Source organism: Paenibacillus lacisoli, from assembly GCF_030580655.1.
Taxonomy (GTDB): Bacteria; Bacillota; Bacilli; order Paenibacillales; family Paenibacillaceae; genus Paenibacillus; species Paenibacillus lacisoli.
Genome location: NZ_JAUQTB010000016.1, coordinates 20525 through 35063, shown reverse-complemented (window position 1 = coordinate 35063; position 14539 = coordinate 20525). Strand labels below are relative to the sequence as shown.

The following is a 14539-nucleotide window of genomic DNA, read 5'->3' as shown; positions in this document are numbered from 1 at the left end:
ATAAAAATGAGATATTTCGAAATCATTGAACCATATTACGCAATGATCAAGGCCGAAACAGAGGAGCAGGCTATTGAAAAATACGTTGAGTTCGTAGCAGATGATGACGGCAGCTTAAAGGATGAGATTGCGGAACTGGAAAGAGATTACGCACTTGTCTTGTATTCGCGTTGTCCCGCAGAGGATATGAGGAGTATGAAGACAATTGATCTTTTGAATGAATTCCAAGACGAAGAACCGAGCGTTCTCATCGTGGACGGTTCCTTATTGTAAGTTCATCTATCCATAAAGGAGCGAATAACACATGATCGGAGAAATCAAAACAGAGTTCTGGTCTAAAGAACAGATCGAAGAGCACCTGAAGAAGGTCGGCGCTTGGGATCCACCGGTTACGGTAAAGAGCAACCAGCTAATGACGACTGCTGCTCAGGTTTCCCACGGCAGGACATACCGCCGTAGGGGTGACGAATGGTAATAAATAAAAACCCCCGCATCCTTGGCCGGGCGCGCGGGGGTAACTGAACGAAAACCTCACCAAATTATACCACGGGTGAGGGGATTATATTGGGGAAAAGAAGAAAAAACACATTGCAATTGTCGCTGAACATCCTGCCGATCGACGAACGGGCTACCCGCCTCGCTGTCGAGGAGTATCTGGAAGAAGTTCGTCAGTACCGACAAATTGGTTTTGTAAGGCGTGAGGCTGCGATCACACAAGCTTACTCGTACCGGGAGCATCAGTCCACGAACGCCATCAGCAAGCCTACTGAAAATATTGCTTTGTGGAATGTGGATAAAGAGGCAGAGTTGCAGGCTAAGGATCGACTAGTCGAGATGGCATTAGGTAAGCTATCAAGTACTCAGAGAGAGGTCATTCAGCGAAGCTACCTGGATAATGAGGGCGAGTACGATTTTGTTAGTTCTATACAAATGAGTATAAGTGATCGTACTTATCGTAGAGTTAAAGTAGAGGCACTTGGTATACTAGCTGTTGCATTGAAAATTGAACAATACCAGACTATAGAGCACGACAAAAGTGCATACTCATGTGAATGGGAGGTCGGCTAAATCCGACCTCTGTCAAGTAGTTAAAATAAGCGGAGACAACCATTGCCTCTTATATTACAATGTTTTTAAATAAAATTGTGTGTGGGGGGCATTAACATGGCTGCTATACCAGATTTAGATACCCACGAGGTATTTGGTGTTTCAAACGAGATTTTACCTTTGTCATATGTTGATAGGGGGAATTTAGATATCGGAATCCAACGACATCTTAGAAGACCTACTCATATTGCTTTGCGTGGAGAATCTAAATGCGGTAAATCATGGTTTAGACAGAAGAACATACCTGATGCCGTAATTGTTCAATGTAGGTTCGGTAAATCAATAAATGATATATATACGGATGCACTATCACAATTAGGAATAAGATTGATCCTGGAGAGAACGTCAGGTACAACTATTAAAGGAAAAGTAGAAGCTGAAACTAGCTTTGGTACAAAGTTGCTAGCGAAAGTTGGTATTAAAACCACTGTGGAAGGAGAGCGCGAAGTCGAAAAGACTGAGCGGAATGTAGGTAGAGATATCAATGACCTTAGATACATTGCAGAAATTATAAAAGAATCGGGACTTAGATTAGTCATTGAAGACTTTCATTACCTTTCTTCTCAAGAGCGCAAAAAATTCGCATATGATTTAAAGGCGTTTTGGGATTATGGTTGCTTTATTGTCATTATTGGAGTCTGGACCCAGCATAATCTAATCACTTATTTGAACCCTGATCTAACGGGCCGTATTATTGAGCTTTCAATATATTGGTCTGATGATGATCTAAAAGAGGTTATTGCAAAGGGAAGTGAAGCTCTGAACATTGACATTGATGACGAGATCCAGAACTTGCTTGTTCAGAATTGCTTCGGCAATGTTGGTCTATTGCAACAGTTAATTCTTCGTTTTTTAGATGCATCAATGATTTATGAGACAGTGGAGGAAAAAGAGAAACTTTCAGACAAAGGCTGTTTTGAAGAAGCTGCTACACAGTATGCCGACCAATTAAATGCTTTATACCAACAGTTTGGTAAAGTGGTTTCGTCAGGTATCCGCAAAAGAAAGGACTCCACTGGTATTTATGCCCATGCTATGGCGGTTATTGTTGCTGCTGATGATAAAAAGCTGATTGAAGGATTGGAGTTGGATGAAATCTTTCAACTAACTCATGCTAGAGAGAGTAGAATTCAAAAGAATAATTTGAGAACTATTTTGTCAAAGCTAGAAGAACTCCAAGTAGATGAGGACGGTAGAGGTTTAGTTATTGCGTTTAATGACTCTACAGATGAAATTTCAGCGGTAGATCGTCAACTACTCTTTTACAGAAAGTATTTAACTATAAGGTGGCCATGGGATGATCTTCTTAATGAAGAATCATTAGAATGAGAAGAAAGTTTGTCCGCTTTTTGTCCTAAAGATGGCTTTTAAGTGGCAGTTCATTGGACTTTTTACCTGATATATTTGTATTGTGAGAATCGAGCGAGAATGACACGCACAGCTGCAGAGGCAGCACAATTGACTGGGGCGTTCCTCTTCTCGTTCGATTTCTTTTACCCAGATCAAATAATTTCAATCAAGTAGCATTTGTTGTTAAGAAAGTGAGAAAATCAAAGATTGATTGGGATACCTTAGCGAAATCGCAGAATTAAGAGGAAATCACCTTTTGACCTTGATTTTAAGCAATCGTTAAAATGGTTCTGTTCTTCCTCTTTAGTTACTAAGTACAGATGCCTTTAAAGCAACAGCGCAGCGTTTTGCGCTAGGTTTTGATGAAATAGATACGATTTATGATGATTTATCCGTTTTTAAATAAGCGCCTGTGTTACGTGGGTGCTCTAAATACATAGCGAACATTGAGTCACTCATTATTGGGTGGCTTTTTTGTCGTGCATGGAGGGGAAAACATGCCCAGAAAGATGGCAGTTAAGGTGCCACCGCTTCCTGCTGTCAGTAAAAAACAGCCTAAGAAATGCAGAGGATGCCCATGGGGGAACTGGACCGGGACTAAACAGTATTGTTCTCGTTTGAAATGCGTAAAGCCGGTGAAGGTGAGGAAATGAAGATTGATACAGACGATACCATCCAGGTCTACGAAGGCCACCGGTTAATCTGGACTTGCCAAGCCAATGTGTTGTGGTACGAGAATAGTCACCGGCTTAGTTCATTGGTTATTGGCGACTCCTTAAAGATAAGAGGGCAAAAGCGGTGTGTTATTCAAGTTTTTGAAGAGGGGTCAGGTTTTGAAGCAGCAGCAAAAGGTTTTAAGGCTTTGATTGTTCGGTAAAGAACAACGTTAATCGTGTAGCCTTCTAAAATCGTTTTTAAGACGTCATCCGGTTATACCGACCTGCAGAGAAGATGAGGGCGAAAAGGGCGGGAGCGGGCCACCTCGTTCGCAAGACAGTGCAAAAATCGCGATCCAATATTAAAAACCAACTCAACTCGAATGATTTACAAAATCGCCTGTATTAACCGATAATATAGACGGTAAATAAATACATAGCGAGGTTGAAAATGAAGAAATTAATCAGTGCCATTACCAGTATCGCATTAGCAGCTTCACTGTTACCTAGTTCAATTTCAGCAGCTTCTTCAAGTCTCAAGGACATCAGCAATCATTGGGCGAAGGCAAGTATCATGCAGGCGGTGAATGACGGTTATGTAAAAGGGTATCCAGGAGATGTTTTTAAGGCAAATGGATTGGTTACAAGAGCAGAGTTCGCCAGTATTCTCGCTAAAGCAGTGAACCTTCCAGAAACAAAGGAAGCGGTGATTTTTACTGACATAGCTAATCACTGGGCAGCAGATGCAATCACCAAAGACGAGCGCATGGGTGTGATTTCAGCTTCTGATTATGGGAATAAATTTAATCCCAATCAGGCGATGACCCGTATTGAACTGAGTAATTGGCTTAAGAACGTACTGCTTCAGAAAGAGGGCTACCTTGAAGCGTGGAATGATGTGGCCAATACGATAGTGCCGATAACAGAGTTTTATAAAGGGAACTTGAGTGAAACTCAGAAGCAGACCGCAGCACTCATGATTGGTACTGGTATTATTGCTGGTGATCAGAATGGTCGGTATAATCCAAATGCTAATGTAACACGTGCTGAGATGGTTACGGTGTTGTATAGATTCTTGGCTGTTAAAGATAAGCCTGCTGATAGTTTCCGTGCACTGAATGAACTTAGAGAAGTTGGTATGACGGGCACGAATATGGGCACTGCTACTAATCGTGTTGTTACCAAAGATACTAGCTGGACTAATGTTATAGGTAAGGATCAAGCTAAGAAGTATGATTTTGGTACACGTGTTCTTGGGAATGTAATCTTCGTTGATTTTTCTACCAATCCCGAATACAAGAGCGTCTACACTGATATGTTTAAGTTCACTAATGCGGAAGGAGTTTATGGAGTCTTCTCATTTAATACTTATACTTTGAAGGTTAACTCTGTGACGTCTTCTACAATGACTAATTCGAACGCGACCCCTATATCGGCTATTATCACTATTATGCCTACTAAAGCTGATAAATATAACTACCAACTCTTCAATGGCCGGGATGGTTTTGGGTGGTTGAAGAAGGGACTACCTGCAGGTGTGTGGAGTTATTCTATTCTTATGAAGAACGCTTCCAATGTAGATTCCTTTGTTGCGAAGGATGGGGGTCGTGTTACCTTTTATAAAGAATAGGAGTTATTATCATGTTTAGAAAGAGAAAAATATTCTTGATATTATCATGTAGTGTGATAATACTCCTCGGTTTGGGGGTGGTGGTATGTAATGGCGAGGGAACGTAGCCCCGAGCGGGACAAAGCAAAAAAATTGTGGCTGGAGAGCAGCGGGACGATGAAGCTAAAGGACATCGCCGCTGCTCTTTCTGTTAGTGAAGCACAGGTCCGAAAGTGGAAGTCACAAGACCGTTGGAATGACGAACTCAATGGTAACGTTTTGGGCGAATCCAATGGTAACGTTTGTGACGATTCGAATGGTAACGCTCGTAAACGCGGCGGTCAGCCAGGGAACAAAAATTCAGCAGGCAATCAGGGCGGCGCTCCGGCTGGAAACAAGAATGCCGTTGGCAACAGTGGCGGTCCGGGCGGTCCCCTTCGTAACAAGAAGGCGCTAAAGCATGGGGTCTATGAGACGATTTTCCTTGATGCTTTGGAAGAGGATGAGCAGGAACTGCTGGATCAGATCGACATGACCCCGCTCGCCCAGCTGGAAGAACAGCTCCTGATGCTTACCATCCAGGAGCGCCGGCATATGAAGCGAGTCAAGCAGCTTGAGGCCGGTCTGACGGATGAAGAGCGCAAGGTGAAGGAAGAGCTGACACAGCGGAAGGACAAAATCCCGTATGTCAGCCAGAGGACCGGGAAGACGATTCAGGTCCCGGTGGTTACGGAAGGCATGAAGGTAGTTGAGGTTACCACGGTTACGGGTTCCAAGCTGGACAAGATCCTGAAGCAGGAAGACGCGCTCGTCAAAACCCGGGATAAGAAGATTCGGGTCATTAACCTGATCGCCAACCTGCAGCAGGAAGAAGAGAAGCTGAAGATTGCTAAGGAGCGCTTGGAGCTGGAGAAGTACAAGGTGTACGGGGACCGTGATGGGGAAGACGATGAGGATGATGATAGTGGAGATGATTTGGAATGGTAACACTGGCCAGGGAACACCGAAGGCGAATTAAGCGGAAGCTACAGAAGCGACCGGAGAAGTTGGCCGAACTGAAGCAGATTCTTTTCAGCTTCAAGGAGTTCTGCTTGCGGATGCTGAAGATCAAGACCAAGGATGGCGACATCAAGCCGCTCGTCCTGAACACCGCTCAGATCACCTTTGCTGAGAAGGTATTCGCTGACATCATGGCAGGCAAGCTAGTACGCATCATTATCCTGAAGGCCCGGCAGATGGGCTTCTCCACGGTGACCGAGGCCATCATCTACTATCTGACCTCTCTGCAGGCAGCCAAGAACGCCTTTATCGTTGCCCAGGATTCTCATGCTTCAGGGAACTTGTACGACATGTTCCGGCTTTATTACGAAAACGTGCCTGAGATTATCAAGCCCATGTCTAAGCGGAACAATACCAAGCGATTCACCTTTGAAAATCCGTCAACAAGGCCCCATGAGCAACGGCGGGAGCCGGGGCTGAAGTCGAAGATCACCGTACAGTCAGCCGAGAGTCGGGTGCTTGCCCGCTCTGAGACCATCCATTACCTGCATGCGTCAGAGGTTGCCTTCTGGCCAGCTTCGAAAAAAAAGAAGCACATGCTGTCCATGTTCGCTGCGCTTTCCAAGGAGGCGGGTACGGTCGGGGTCATTGAGTCCACGGCCAACGGTATGGATGACTTCAAGAAGATGTGGGAAGCAGCTACCGAGGGGGAGAATGACTTTACACCGATGTTCTTCGCCTGGTTTGAAATGCCGGATTACCGCAAACCGGTACCCGATGATTTCGAACTGACCGAAGAGGAGCGGGAGCTGAAGAAGAAGTACAGCCTGGATAATGAGCAGCTGCAGTGGCGTCGCTTTACCATCCGGAACGATTGTAACGGCGATTCCCGCACATTCCGGCAGGAGTATCCAAGCGAACCGATGGAGGCCTTCCTGCTGTCCGGTGAAGGCATCTTCGATAATGAGTACATTCAGAAGCTACTGGATGCTCTGGGCAAACCGGGACCCGGTGAGCGGTATGAGATTGACCATATCAAAGGAAACGTGATACGTGCAGACTCAGGCGAGCTGCGCGTCTTTAAGCTGCCTGAAGAAGGCAAACGCTATATTATTGGAGCCGATACGGCCAAAGGGAAAGAGGGTGGCGACTATGACGTTGCTTACGTCCTGGAGGAGCGTACCGGTGAGACCTGCGCGGTGATCCGCGGTCACTGGGACACAGACTTGTACGGTAAAAAGCTGGATCGGCTGGGGCGGTTCTATAATATAGCCCTGCTGGGCGTCGAGAACAACAATACCGGTGAATCGGTACTCAACACGTTGTTCAACACCTGCAAGTATCCTCTGCTTTACATGTGGAAGAAGGGTGACCTGGGGTGGAACACCAACCAAGCTACTCGACCGGTCATGGTCAGCGATTTCAAGGAAGCGATCCGCGATCAGCTGTACCCGATCCACTGCCGGCTGCTGTACAAAGAGTGCCTGACCTTCATCGATAAGAACGGGAAGGCCGAGGCTGATTCTGGGTGTAACGATGACTGCATTATGGCGTACTCCATTGCGTTGCAGCTACGGCAGGTGGCCGGCAAGTGGTTTGAATGGTATGACAAGAAACAGAAGCAAAAACAAGAAGATACTGATGAGGGAGTGGGGTGGATATAAATGAGCGAAGGAAATGCAGCGTGGATCCCGATTGTGAAGTCGGAGGAAGAGCGTCATATCCCCTCGAGTGCTCAGCTTCCGGATGCTTTTGATGATCTCTATGATGTTCATGGCCTGCTGTCATTCCCGGCCGGGAATGACCCTGCTTCCTGCCGGCTGCTGGTGAAGAACAGTAACATCCTTCCGCAGTGCATTGAGGCCTACAAGCGAAATATCGCGGGTTACGGCATTGCGCTGGAGTATCTGCCGGGTGAAAGCGACAAGACGGCCAAGGAGGAATGGGACAGGGCCGAGAAGTTCCTGGAGACCTGTAATCTGGAGGATACGCCGGATGAGATTATTTCACACTTGATCGAAGACCTGGAGAGTACCGGCATGTCGAATGTGGAGGTGGCCTGGCCAGCGGGCAGTGAGTTCCCGACCATCTTCCGGATGGATCCTAAGTTTGTCCGCAGCACCAAGGAAAGCGAGCGGGCCACGATCAAGCGGAAGCGGCGGATCAGCTCGACGAAGAAGGTGGAGGAGTTTTCGCAAGAGATTTACACCCGGAAGTATGCCATGAAGCGGGGGAGCAGCGTAACCTGGTTCCGTTTGTTTGGCACCGAAGGCAATGAAAATCAGATCATTCCGCTGCGGATCAACAATGACGGACCGTATGGGGAGCCCCGCTGGTTCGGTAACGCTCCGGGTGTTGTCGGATCCAGGGAAGCAGAAGAGCTGAATGTCTCCTATTTCTCGAACGGACGGATGCTGTCCATGATCCTTACCGTTACGAACGGCCGTCTCACCAAGCAATCCATGGAGCTGCTGCGAAACGTCAAGGGAACCCAATCTCAGGGAGGCATCCTGTACCTGGAGGCCAAAGGGGAAGAGACCGGCGGGCCGATGGATGAGAAAGTGGAGAAGGTGGCCATCAAGCTGGACAAGCTGAACGATCTCCTGCAGCAGGATGCTTTGTTCCTGGAGTACGGCAAGGAGAAGAAGGCAGATATCTTGTCTGCCTTCCGGCTGCCCCCGATCCTGGTCGGCCAGAGCTCGGACTACAATAGGGCGACCGCGGATGCTGCCCTGCGCTTTGCAGAGGAGCAGGTCTTTGAACCTTATCGGAAATGGATCATGAATGAGATTTTCAACAAACGGCTCTTTCCAGCTCTGGGGATCTTCCGGGTTCGGGCTGTCCTGCGTGGGCCGCAGATTATTGACCCCGAAGACCGCAAGGCCATGCTGGAGTTTATTGCGGATCGCGGTATTATGTTGGTTCGGGACCTGATCCCCATCGCTGAAGATGTTCTCGGTACGACAGTTGATGAAACGAAGTTCAGTCCGGAGTATCTGGACACACCGATTACGCAGCTGGCTAGCAGCCAGCCGGCACTACTCGACCCAGAAGGCGGCAGTGATGCAGAAAACCTGCAGGGTCGGATGGTCAGCATTGCCAAGCGCTTGTTAAGGCACAGCTCGCAGGAGGCGAGTGTCCATGTGTGAGTCTTGCTGGGTATTGATTGCGAAAGCGGATGATGACGAATTTCTGGACAGTCTAGACCTTAACCATGCAGAGCGGGCGGTACTGAATGAACTCTACAAGCAGGGGGAAAGCCGGGTAACAGAGATCCTTGAACTGCAAGGAAAAGAGCTGCTTGCAGCCATCCTGGAGCTGAGCGAGGAACTGCAGGTGGATCCGGATGAACTGGCCAGGCTGATCGAGGATGTTCAGAGCGGCGAACTATTCCAAGTGAAGTTCATAGAAGCAATTCAAGAAGCTTTTGCGCCGCTTTTTCAGTATGCCGGTGAGACTGAGCTGAAGGCACTGGATGAGTCCAAGGTGTGGGCCGTTGAGAACACTGCAGCTGCTCGGTTTACAAGTCAACTGGAGGACCTTGTGCCTTCGATGAATGACACGACCAAGGATGTGATGCTTCGCTCCCTTGAACGTGCGATCGCGGAGGGAGCAACACCGTCCGAACGGGCACTGCTGGTTCAGGAAGTCAGCCGCACGGCAGCCGAGGGGGAAGAGGGACCTTTCAGCATGCAGCGCGCTCAGCGGGTCGCCAGGACATTCAGCACTGCCGCTGCTAACGGCGGCAAGCTGGAAGGATGGAGGCAGTCTGAAATCGCCAAGGGGAAGCGCTGGAGGTCTGCTGCAGGGACACGTACCCGGAAGAGTCACCGAAAAGCTAACAATCAGGTGGTTCCGCTCGAAAAGCCCTTTGATGTGGGAGACAGCAAGCTGATGCATCCCGGTGACCCAGCGGGTGAATCGAAAGAAATCGTGAACTGTCGCTGTTCCATGCAGTTAGTTATAGATTGAACTTCCTCCTTAGACAAAAACTAGACTTTGGAATAATCTATATACAGCAAGAGAATCTAGGAGGAATAAATTTATGCTAGAGATAGATATTAAGGATCATCATGTAAACGAAGGTGAAGAGGTATTCCAGATCAGGCTTAGGGATACTAAAGACTTCAGAATGCTTGATTTTGGTCATCTTGGAACCCTAAACCTTTTTCCCTGTAAGATATATTTTGATAAAGACTATAAGAAGCCTGTTACAAAACGTGAAGAAATAAAAGAGAGGTTACTTAGTGAAGATGTTATTTACGTAGACTACCGAGGCCTTAGAGGGGAACTCCGTAGACTAGAAGTAAGTCATGTAGACGGTCCTTTTAAAGTTGATTTGAAATCGGCCTATTCAATAGAACGAGCGGCCGTTTCTTGGGAAATAAGCGAAAGTACTATAAGGAGATTTCTTCGTGATAAAAATGCCACTCAGGTAACGAAGTACACAATGCAACACAGATTTGGAGCCCTTGGTTCAGTTCCTAAGAAGGACAGACACTTGGTAAGCACGATGATCAGAAATTATCGTTTTGACGGATTTGAGAGACGAGATGAATTAAAATAGTTATTTCAAGACGCCTAACTCTATGGCGTCTTTATTAAATTTAGGAGGTGAAAAAAGATATGGGATTCAAACTGAAGGACGCCAAAATCACACATATTTCCCTCGTGGATAAGGGAGCCAATGGCGTGCCATTTGCCATTATCAAGTCGGAAAAGGCCAACGCCATTCAAAAGCAGGTGATCATCGCCAAGATCGACGATGATAAGCGAATCGTGAAAGGTGTTGTTTACCAGCCGAATGTGGCGGATGCACATGACGACCAAATGGACGAGGGTGAAATTGAAAAAGCCGCACATCTCTTCATGGAGAACCAGCACACGTACAACATAGATAAGCAGCACGATCTGGACGCGGACAAGGGCTTTGTCATTGAATCGTACATTGCTCCAGCTGACATGCAGTTGGGCGAACAGACAATTGCCAAGGGCTCCTGGGTTGCCGCCGTAAAGGTAACGGATGATCAGACCTGGGAAGACATCAAGAAAGGCGAGATCACCGGCTTCTCCATGTGGGGCGTCGGCAAGCGTGAGGAGATCGAGGAGGAAGAGGAGCTTTCAAAAGGGCTGCTCCGGCGCATTGGGAAAGCGTTGGGCCTTATTGAGAAGGGCGCTGTAGCTGACAAATACAATAAGAACCGAAAGAACCGAGAATTCTGGGCTGCTCAAGACGCTCTGAACTCGGTTCTTTTTCGTTGGGACTCTTGGGAAAGCGGCATGGAGACTGACGCGGAAGTCATCCGGGAAGCCCTGCAGGACTTCGTAGACATCGCCCAGCAGGTGCTGATACAGGATGACATCGTTAAGGCCATTGGGACACCGCCGGAGCAGATTGCAAAAGCAGGCAAAAAGATCTCGGCCGGGAACCTCAAGCACCTGTACGATGCAATTGACGCCTTAACTGAACTGAAAAATAAAACAGCTCCGATAGAGGAGCCTAAGGAGGAAGATGAGTTGAAAGCAGAAGATATTGCAAAAGCCGTACAGGCTGCCGTGGAGCCGATTGCAAAACAGGTGAAGGACCTGTCAGCGGAAGTTACTGAACTCAAGAAGCAAGAGGGTGAAGGTGCCAATCCTGCCGCTGGGACACCTGATACGGGCAGTGCTGATCCTCAAGCTGATGGCGTGGCTGATGCTATTGCCAGAGCACTTGCACCATTGACCGAGCAAATGACCACATTGGCCGCCGATGTGCAGCTCGTTAAAAACAGCCGCGGCGGATCTGCTCAAGGCGGCGCTCAGGGCGAGGAAATTCAGAAGTCATCGGGCGGCGTGAGCTTCAGCGGCTTGCTGTAATTCAAATTTGAAGGGAGACTATTAAACATATGAAAACAAATGGACAAGTTGTCAGCAAATCGACCATCGTTACACCGATGGATCAAACTGCTCTGAATTACCAGCAGGTCGATGCATTCATGCAAATGGCGTATGAATCCACCGCCTTTTTGAAGGGCATCCGCACGATTACACGTACCAGTGCCAAAGGTACCATCGATAAGATTGGTGTAACGGGACGCAATCTGCGCGGTAAGGTGGAGAACAACATGGCCACGAATACAGCTGGACCGACGTTCCCGCAGGTACCTTATGCTGTAGCGCCTGTTGTTCTGCCATTTGAAATTACAGAAGAGTTCATCCGTCAAACGATGCGTGTTCGCGGCCAAGACGCAGAGGCTATCATTATGGCTGCCATGACCAAAAACTTTGCGGATAACATGCAGGATTTGGGTTTTAACGGAGATACAGCGACATCGAACACGGATCCTGATTATGACTTCCTCAAGATTAATAACGGCTGGTTGAAGAAAGCTAAATTAGAAGGTAACTTGATCGACTGGGCAACGCTGCCGGCTGAGAAGAAAGTCGGAATCTTCTTCGAACTTGAACGTGCTGTTCCGACACGACTGCGTGCTGCAGGCGAATTCAAATACTTCATGCATCCGAATACGTTCAGCGAGCGGCTGCAGCGGCTGGCTGAAAAGGATACCAGCGCATCCATTCAGCTGCAGATTACGGGCGGCGTGAAGAAGATCAACTCCTATGCTGTTGAAGAAGTAGCGCACATGCCGGAAGGCGCTGTATTGTTCACCTACCATCAAAACTTTGCACTGGTGAACACCTACGACATGCAGATTCGCAAGACAACGGAAGGGAAAGAAGCCATCTATGCAGACAAACGCTTCTACGCCATCCATTCGGATTACGATTCCATTTTTGAAGAGCCGGGGGCGGTGGCCTTTGCGGAAGGGGTGTCCTTCTGATGCCATACGTCACCTACCGGGGGAGCAACGCTTCCCTCATGATTCATGGTATCCGGTTCGCAGCTAAGGTTCCTGTCTTGGTCGAGAGTGAATCGGTGGTTAAGCATTTTCGTGATCGGGATGACTTTGAGGTGCAGGAGGAAAAGATCATCCCCTTGGAAGACCTGACCGTCCCGCAACTTAAAGACAAAGCTAAAGCTGCAAATATCGAGGGTTTTGCTGATATGAAGAAACTGGAGTTGATTAAAGCGCTGAAAGGTGAAGAGGATCAGCCACCTACAGGCAACAAGGCGGAGGGAGCTGACGGTAAAGGTGCTGACAGCAACGATCCTCCAACAGCGTAGCCGAGTAGCTCCTATTCAGGAGGCCAACCCTGAACAATTGGAACAATACATCGATGATGCCCAGGTACGGATTGAGCTGTATTTGCCTATTCCTTTTCCCGAAGTCGTGGATCGGCAGCTCATGCTGGCCTGGGTGAAGCTGGCCGAGGGACTGGCTCTGCAGGACACAGAGGAATACCTGGCGGCGGTAGCCCGAAACTACGCATCCGAAAGCGATGGCGCCTGGACGTACACCCGGCAAGCCGTGGCCGGCAAGACGACGGGGAATCCGGATGTGGACGCGATCCTGTTTTTGTGGGTCAAGAAGCAGCAGGAAGGGCCGGACGATGGCAACATCTCGGCCTATTTGCTATGAATCACCGTTTTAAAATGCCCCTGGTCGTCTACCGGGTGACGTCCAAGGAAGATTCTGATGATCTGTTCAGTGACCGCAAGCCCAGCAAGACGGCAGAGCTCAAATGCTTTGTTATTAAAACGGAGACCAGTGAGAAGACCGACGAAAAGCCGGTTTTGTTCATCCTTAAGAAGCAACTCGGAGTCGCCAAGCATGCCGACGTGCAGCTGGGGGATGAGGTATCCTTGCTCGGCAGGCGTTACCTGGTAATCGATGTCGTGCCGCGGCGATATTGGACGGAGATTCAGATAACCTGTGAGGTGAAGGGGAGTGAGCATTCATGATTTCGAGGGCTTGGCCAGGAAGCTGCGGCAGTTTAATGAAAAGGGTATCACTCAAGTCCTGCGGAGTATCGCGGAAGCTGTTGGGGAGACGCTGTTGAATTACGTGATGGATGAGATCGACCGCCAGCACCTGATTGATACGGGACTGATGTGGAACTCCTTTACCCGCGGCGGGGAAGGCAATGTGTGGGAGTGGGATATCGACCGCAACGCCATTGTGCTGGAGGTCGGCTCCAACCTAGGGACCAATAAGAACGACTCGGACCAGTGGGGCTATCCGCGTCTGATCAACGACGGTTACAGGATCAACAAGCCGCACTTCGTTCCAGGCTACTGGAACAGCGGGGGCTCCTTTGTCTATGACCCGAATGCGAAAGGCGGTTTCATGGCTAAGCCCCGTTCGTTCATAGGCCGGCATTATTTCGATATTGCCGTTAAGCACCTGGAAGGCGGGATGAATGCCCTGATCATGAAACGTCTAGAGAAGGAACTGGGGAGGATTTGGTCATGATGGATACGGGATTGAAGGCGTGGGCCGAGATTGTCAAACAGGTGTATCCGGATCTCCCGATCCTGCGGGATAAATCCAACTGGCAGGCAGGGCAGTTCCAGCGGCCCAGCGTATTTATTGAGACGGACCTTGTGTCCGATAAGGTACATACGCCGGGCGCCGACCGGATGATTGAGGATATTGGGCTGGTGTTCCACCATGCTGCTGCTTCTGAATCGGAAAATGAAGGGGAACCGATCGAACTTGATCTCACACCGTTCTTCGACTACCTGCGGCGTCAGCGTTTTTGCGTAGCATCCAAGCGTTTTAACGTCATGCTGGTCATCGAGGCACCGCGAACCCGGCAGCTGAAGGACCGAGTGGAAGTCACGTTCCGGTATTCTTACCTACTCAAAGTGGAAAAACAGCCGGTCGATAAGATCAACGAGATATATTTGGGCTTTGAAGGAAAGGAGCTTTAA

18 protein-coding genes are annotated in these 14539 nt (G+C 48.5%); all 18 read left to right on the top strand.

Annotated elements, in window-relative coordinates; genetic code table 11:
* Nucleotides 1-6 precede the first annotated feature (6 nt).
* The 18 genes from Q5741_RS18835 to Q5741_RS18750 all read left to right on the top strand — a co-directional run bounded on the left by Q5741_RS18835 (nucleotide 7) and on the right by Q5741_RS18750 (nucleotide 14539).
* Complete coding sequence (locus tag Q5741_RS18835; protein ID WP_305025667.1) at nucleotides 7-273, top strand: hypothetical protein; 267 nt, start codon at nucleotides 7-9, stop codon at nucleotides 271-273.
* A 31-nt stretch (nucleotides 274-304) separates the two neighbouring features.
* Nucleotides 305-475 carry an RING finger protein gene (locus Q5741_RS18830; RefSeq protein WP_305025666.1) on the top strand — a complete coding sequence of 57 codons (171 nt, stop codon included), beginning with the start codon at nucleotides 305-307 and terminating at the stop codon, nucleotides 473-475.
* A gap of 89 nt (nucleotides 476-564) precedes the next feature.
* Complete coding sequence (locus Q5741_RS18825) at nucleotides 565-1068, top strand: ArpU family phage packaging/lysis transcriptional regulator (RefSeq protein ID WP_305025665.1); 504 nt, start codon at nucleotides 565-567, stop codon at nucleotides 1066-1068.
* 96 nt (nucleotides 1069-1164) lie between these two features.
* Complete coding sequence (locus Q5741_RS18820; protein ID WP_305025664.1) at nucleotides 1165-2436, top strand: hypothetical protein; 1272 nt, start codon at nucleotides 1165-1167, stop codon at nucleotides 2434-2436.
* Nucleotides 2437-3064: 628 nt separating this feature from the next.
* On the top strand, nucleotides 3065-3334 hold the full coding sequence (locus Q5741_RS18815; protein ID WP_305025663.1) for a hypothetical protein: 270 nt from the start codon (nucleotides 3065-3067) through the stop codon (nucleotides 3332-3334).
* A gap of 230 nt (nucleotides 3335-3564) precedes the next feature.
* Nucleotides 3565-4743 (top strand): S-layer homology domain-containing protein, encoded by a 1179-nt coding sequence (locus Q5741_RS18810; protein ID WP_305025662.1) that lies wholly within the window; start codon nucleotides 3565-3567, stop codon nucleotides 4741-4743.
* A 90-nt stretch (nucleotides 4744-4833) separates the two neighbouring features.
* Nucleotides 4834-5709 carry a phage terminase small subunit-related protein gene (locus Q5741_RS18805; RefSeq protein WP_305025661.1) on the top strand — a complete coding sequence of 292 codons (876 nt, stop codon included), beginning with the start codon at nucleotides 4834-4836 and terminating at the stop codon, nucleotides 5707-5709.
* Between the two features lie 59 nt (nucleotides 5710-5768).
* Nucleotides 5769-7385 (top strand): DNA packaging protein, encoded by a 1617-nt coding sequence (locus Q5741_RS18800; RefSeq protein ID WP_305025660.1) that lies wholly within the window; start codon nucleotides 5769-5771, stop codon nucleotides 7383-7385.
* Complete coding sequence (locus tag Q5741_RS18795; protein WP_305025659.1) at nucleotides 7386-8870, top strand: phage portal protein; 1485 nt, start codon at nucleotides 7386-7388, stop codon at nucleotides 8868-8870. It abuts the gene before it with no gap.
* Nucleotides 8863-9693 (top strand): phage minor head protein, encoded by an 831-nt coding sequence (locus tag Q5741_RS18790; protein WP_305025658.1) that lies wholly within the window; start codon nucleotides 8863-8865, stop codon nucleotides 9691-9693. The genes Q5741_RS18795 and Q5741_RS18790 overlap by 8 nt, the downstream gene beginning before the upstream one ends.
* A gap of 73 nt (nucleotides 9694-9766) precedes the next feature.
* On the top strand, nucleotides 9767-10288 hold the full coding sequence (locus Q5741_RS18785; RefSeq protein ID WP_305025657.1) for a hypothetical protein: 522 nt from the start codon (nucleotides 9767-9769) through the stop codon (nucleotides 10286-10288).
* Nucleotides 10289-10347: 59 nt separating this feature from the next.
* Nucleotides 10348-11580, top strand: coding sequence for an XkdF-like putative serine protease domain-containing protein (locus Q5741_RS18780; RefSeq protein WP_305025656.1), 1233 nt, complete (start codon nucleotides 10348-10350; stop codon nucleotides 11578-11580).
* Between the two features lie 29 nt (nucleotides 11581-11609).
* Nucleotides 11610-12545, top strand: coding sequence for a phage major capsid family protein (locus tag Q5741_RS18775; protein ID WP_305025655.1), 936 nt, complete (start codon nucleotides 11610-11612; stop codon nucleotides 12543-12545).
* Between the two features lie 38 nt (nucleotides 12546-12583).
* Nucleotides 12584-12889, top strand: a complete 306-nt coding sequence (locus Q5741_RS18770) for a Rho termination factor N-terminal domain-containing protein (RefSeq protein ID WP_305025654.1) — start codon at nucleotides 12584-12586, stop codon at nucleotides 12887-12889.
* Nucleotides 12890-12926: 37 nt separating this feature from the next.
* Nucleotides 12927-13244 carry a head-tail connector protein gene (locus Q5741_RS18765; protein WP_305025653.1) on the top strand — a complete coding sequence of 106 codons (318 nt, stop codon included), beginning with the start codon at nucleotides 12927-12929 and terminating at the stop codon, nucleotides 13242-13244.
* Nucleotides 13241-13567, top strand: coding sequence for a hypothetical protein (locus Q5741_RS18760; RefSeq protein ID WP_305025652.1), 327 nt, complete (start codon nucleotides 13241-13243; stop codon nucleotides 13565-13567). The genes Q5741_RS18765 and Q5741_RS18760 overlap by 4 nt, the downstream gene beginning before the upstream one ends.
* Nucleotides 13554-14078 (top strand): HK97 gp10 family phage protein, encoded by a 525-nt coding sequence (locus Q5741_RS18755; RefSeq protein WP_305025651.1) that lies wholly within the window; start codon nucleotides 13554-13556, stop codon nucleotides 14076-14078. Before Q5741_RS18760 ends, Q5741_RS18755 begins: the two co-directional genes overlap by 14 nt.
* Nucleotides 14075-14539 carry a hypothetical protein gene (locus Q5741_RS18750; RefSeq protein WP_305025650.1) on the top strand — a complete coding sequence of 155 codons (465 nt, stop codon included), beginning with the start codon at nucleotides 14075-14077 and terminating at the stop codon, nucleotides 14537-14539. The genes Q5741_RS18755 and Q5741_RS18750 overlap by 4 nt, the downstream gene beginning before the upstream one ends.

Bases quoted from the DNA above. Each gene is read 5' to 3' on its own strand.
- Q5741_RS18790 (WP_305025658.1), top strand. From the start codon at position 8,863: ATGTGTGAGTCTTGCTGGGTATTGATTGCGAAAGCGGATGATGACGAA.
- Q5741_RS18780 (WP_305025656.1), top strand. From the start codon at position 10,348: ATGGGATTCAAACTGAAGGACGCCAAAATCACACATATTTCCCTCGTG.
- Q5741_RS18770 (WP_305025654.1), top strand. From the start codon at position 12,584: ATGATTCATGGTATCCGGTTCGCAGCTAAGGTTCCTGTCTTGGTCGAG.
- Q5741_RS18760 (WP_305025652.1), top strand. From the start codon at position 13,241: ATGAATCACCGTTTTAAAATGCCCCTGGTCGTCTACCGGGTGACGTCC.
- Q5741_RS18785 (WP_305025657.1), top strand. From the start codon at position 9,767: ATGCTAGAGATAGATATTAAGGATCATCATGTAAACGAAGGTGAAGAG.
- Q5741_RS18835 (WP_305025667.1), top strand. From the start codon at position 7: ATGAGATATTTCGAAATCATTGAACCATATTACGCAATGATCAAGGCC.
- Q5741_RS18795 (WP_305025659.1), top strand. From the start codon at position 7,386: ATGAGCGAAGGAAATGCAGCGTGGATCCCGATTGTGAAGTCGGAGGAA.
- Q5741_RS18810 (WP_305025662.1), top strand. From the start codon at position 3,565: ATGAAGAAATTAATCAGTGCCATTACCAGTATCGCATTAGCAGCTTCA.
- Q5741_RS18820 (WP_305025664.1), top strand. From the start codon at position 1,165: ATGGCTGCTATACCAGATTTAGATACCCACGAGGTATTTGGTGTTTCA.
- Q5741_RS18750 (WP_305025650.1), top strand. From the start codon at position 14,075: ATGATGGATACGGGATTGAAGGCGTGGGCCGAGATTGTCAAACAGGTG.
- Q5741_RS18830 (WP_305025666.1), top strand. From the start codon at position 305: ATGATCGGAGAAATCAAAACAGAGTTCTGGTCTAAAGAACAGATCGAA.
- Q5741_RS18775 (WP_305025655.1), top strand. From the start codon at position 11,610: ATGAAAACAAATGGACAAGTTGTCAGCAAATCGACCATCGTTACACCG.
- Q5741_RS18805 (WP_305025661.1), top strand. From the start codon at position 4,834: ATGGCGAGGGAACGTAGCCCCGAGCGGGACAAAGCAAAAAAATTGTGG.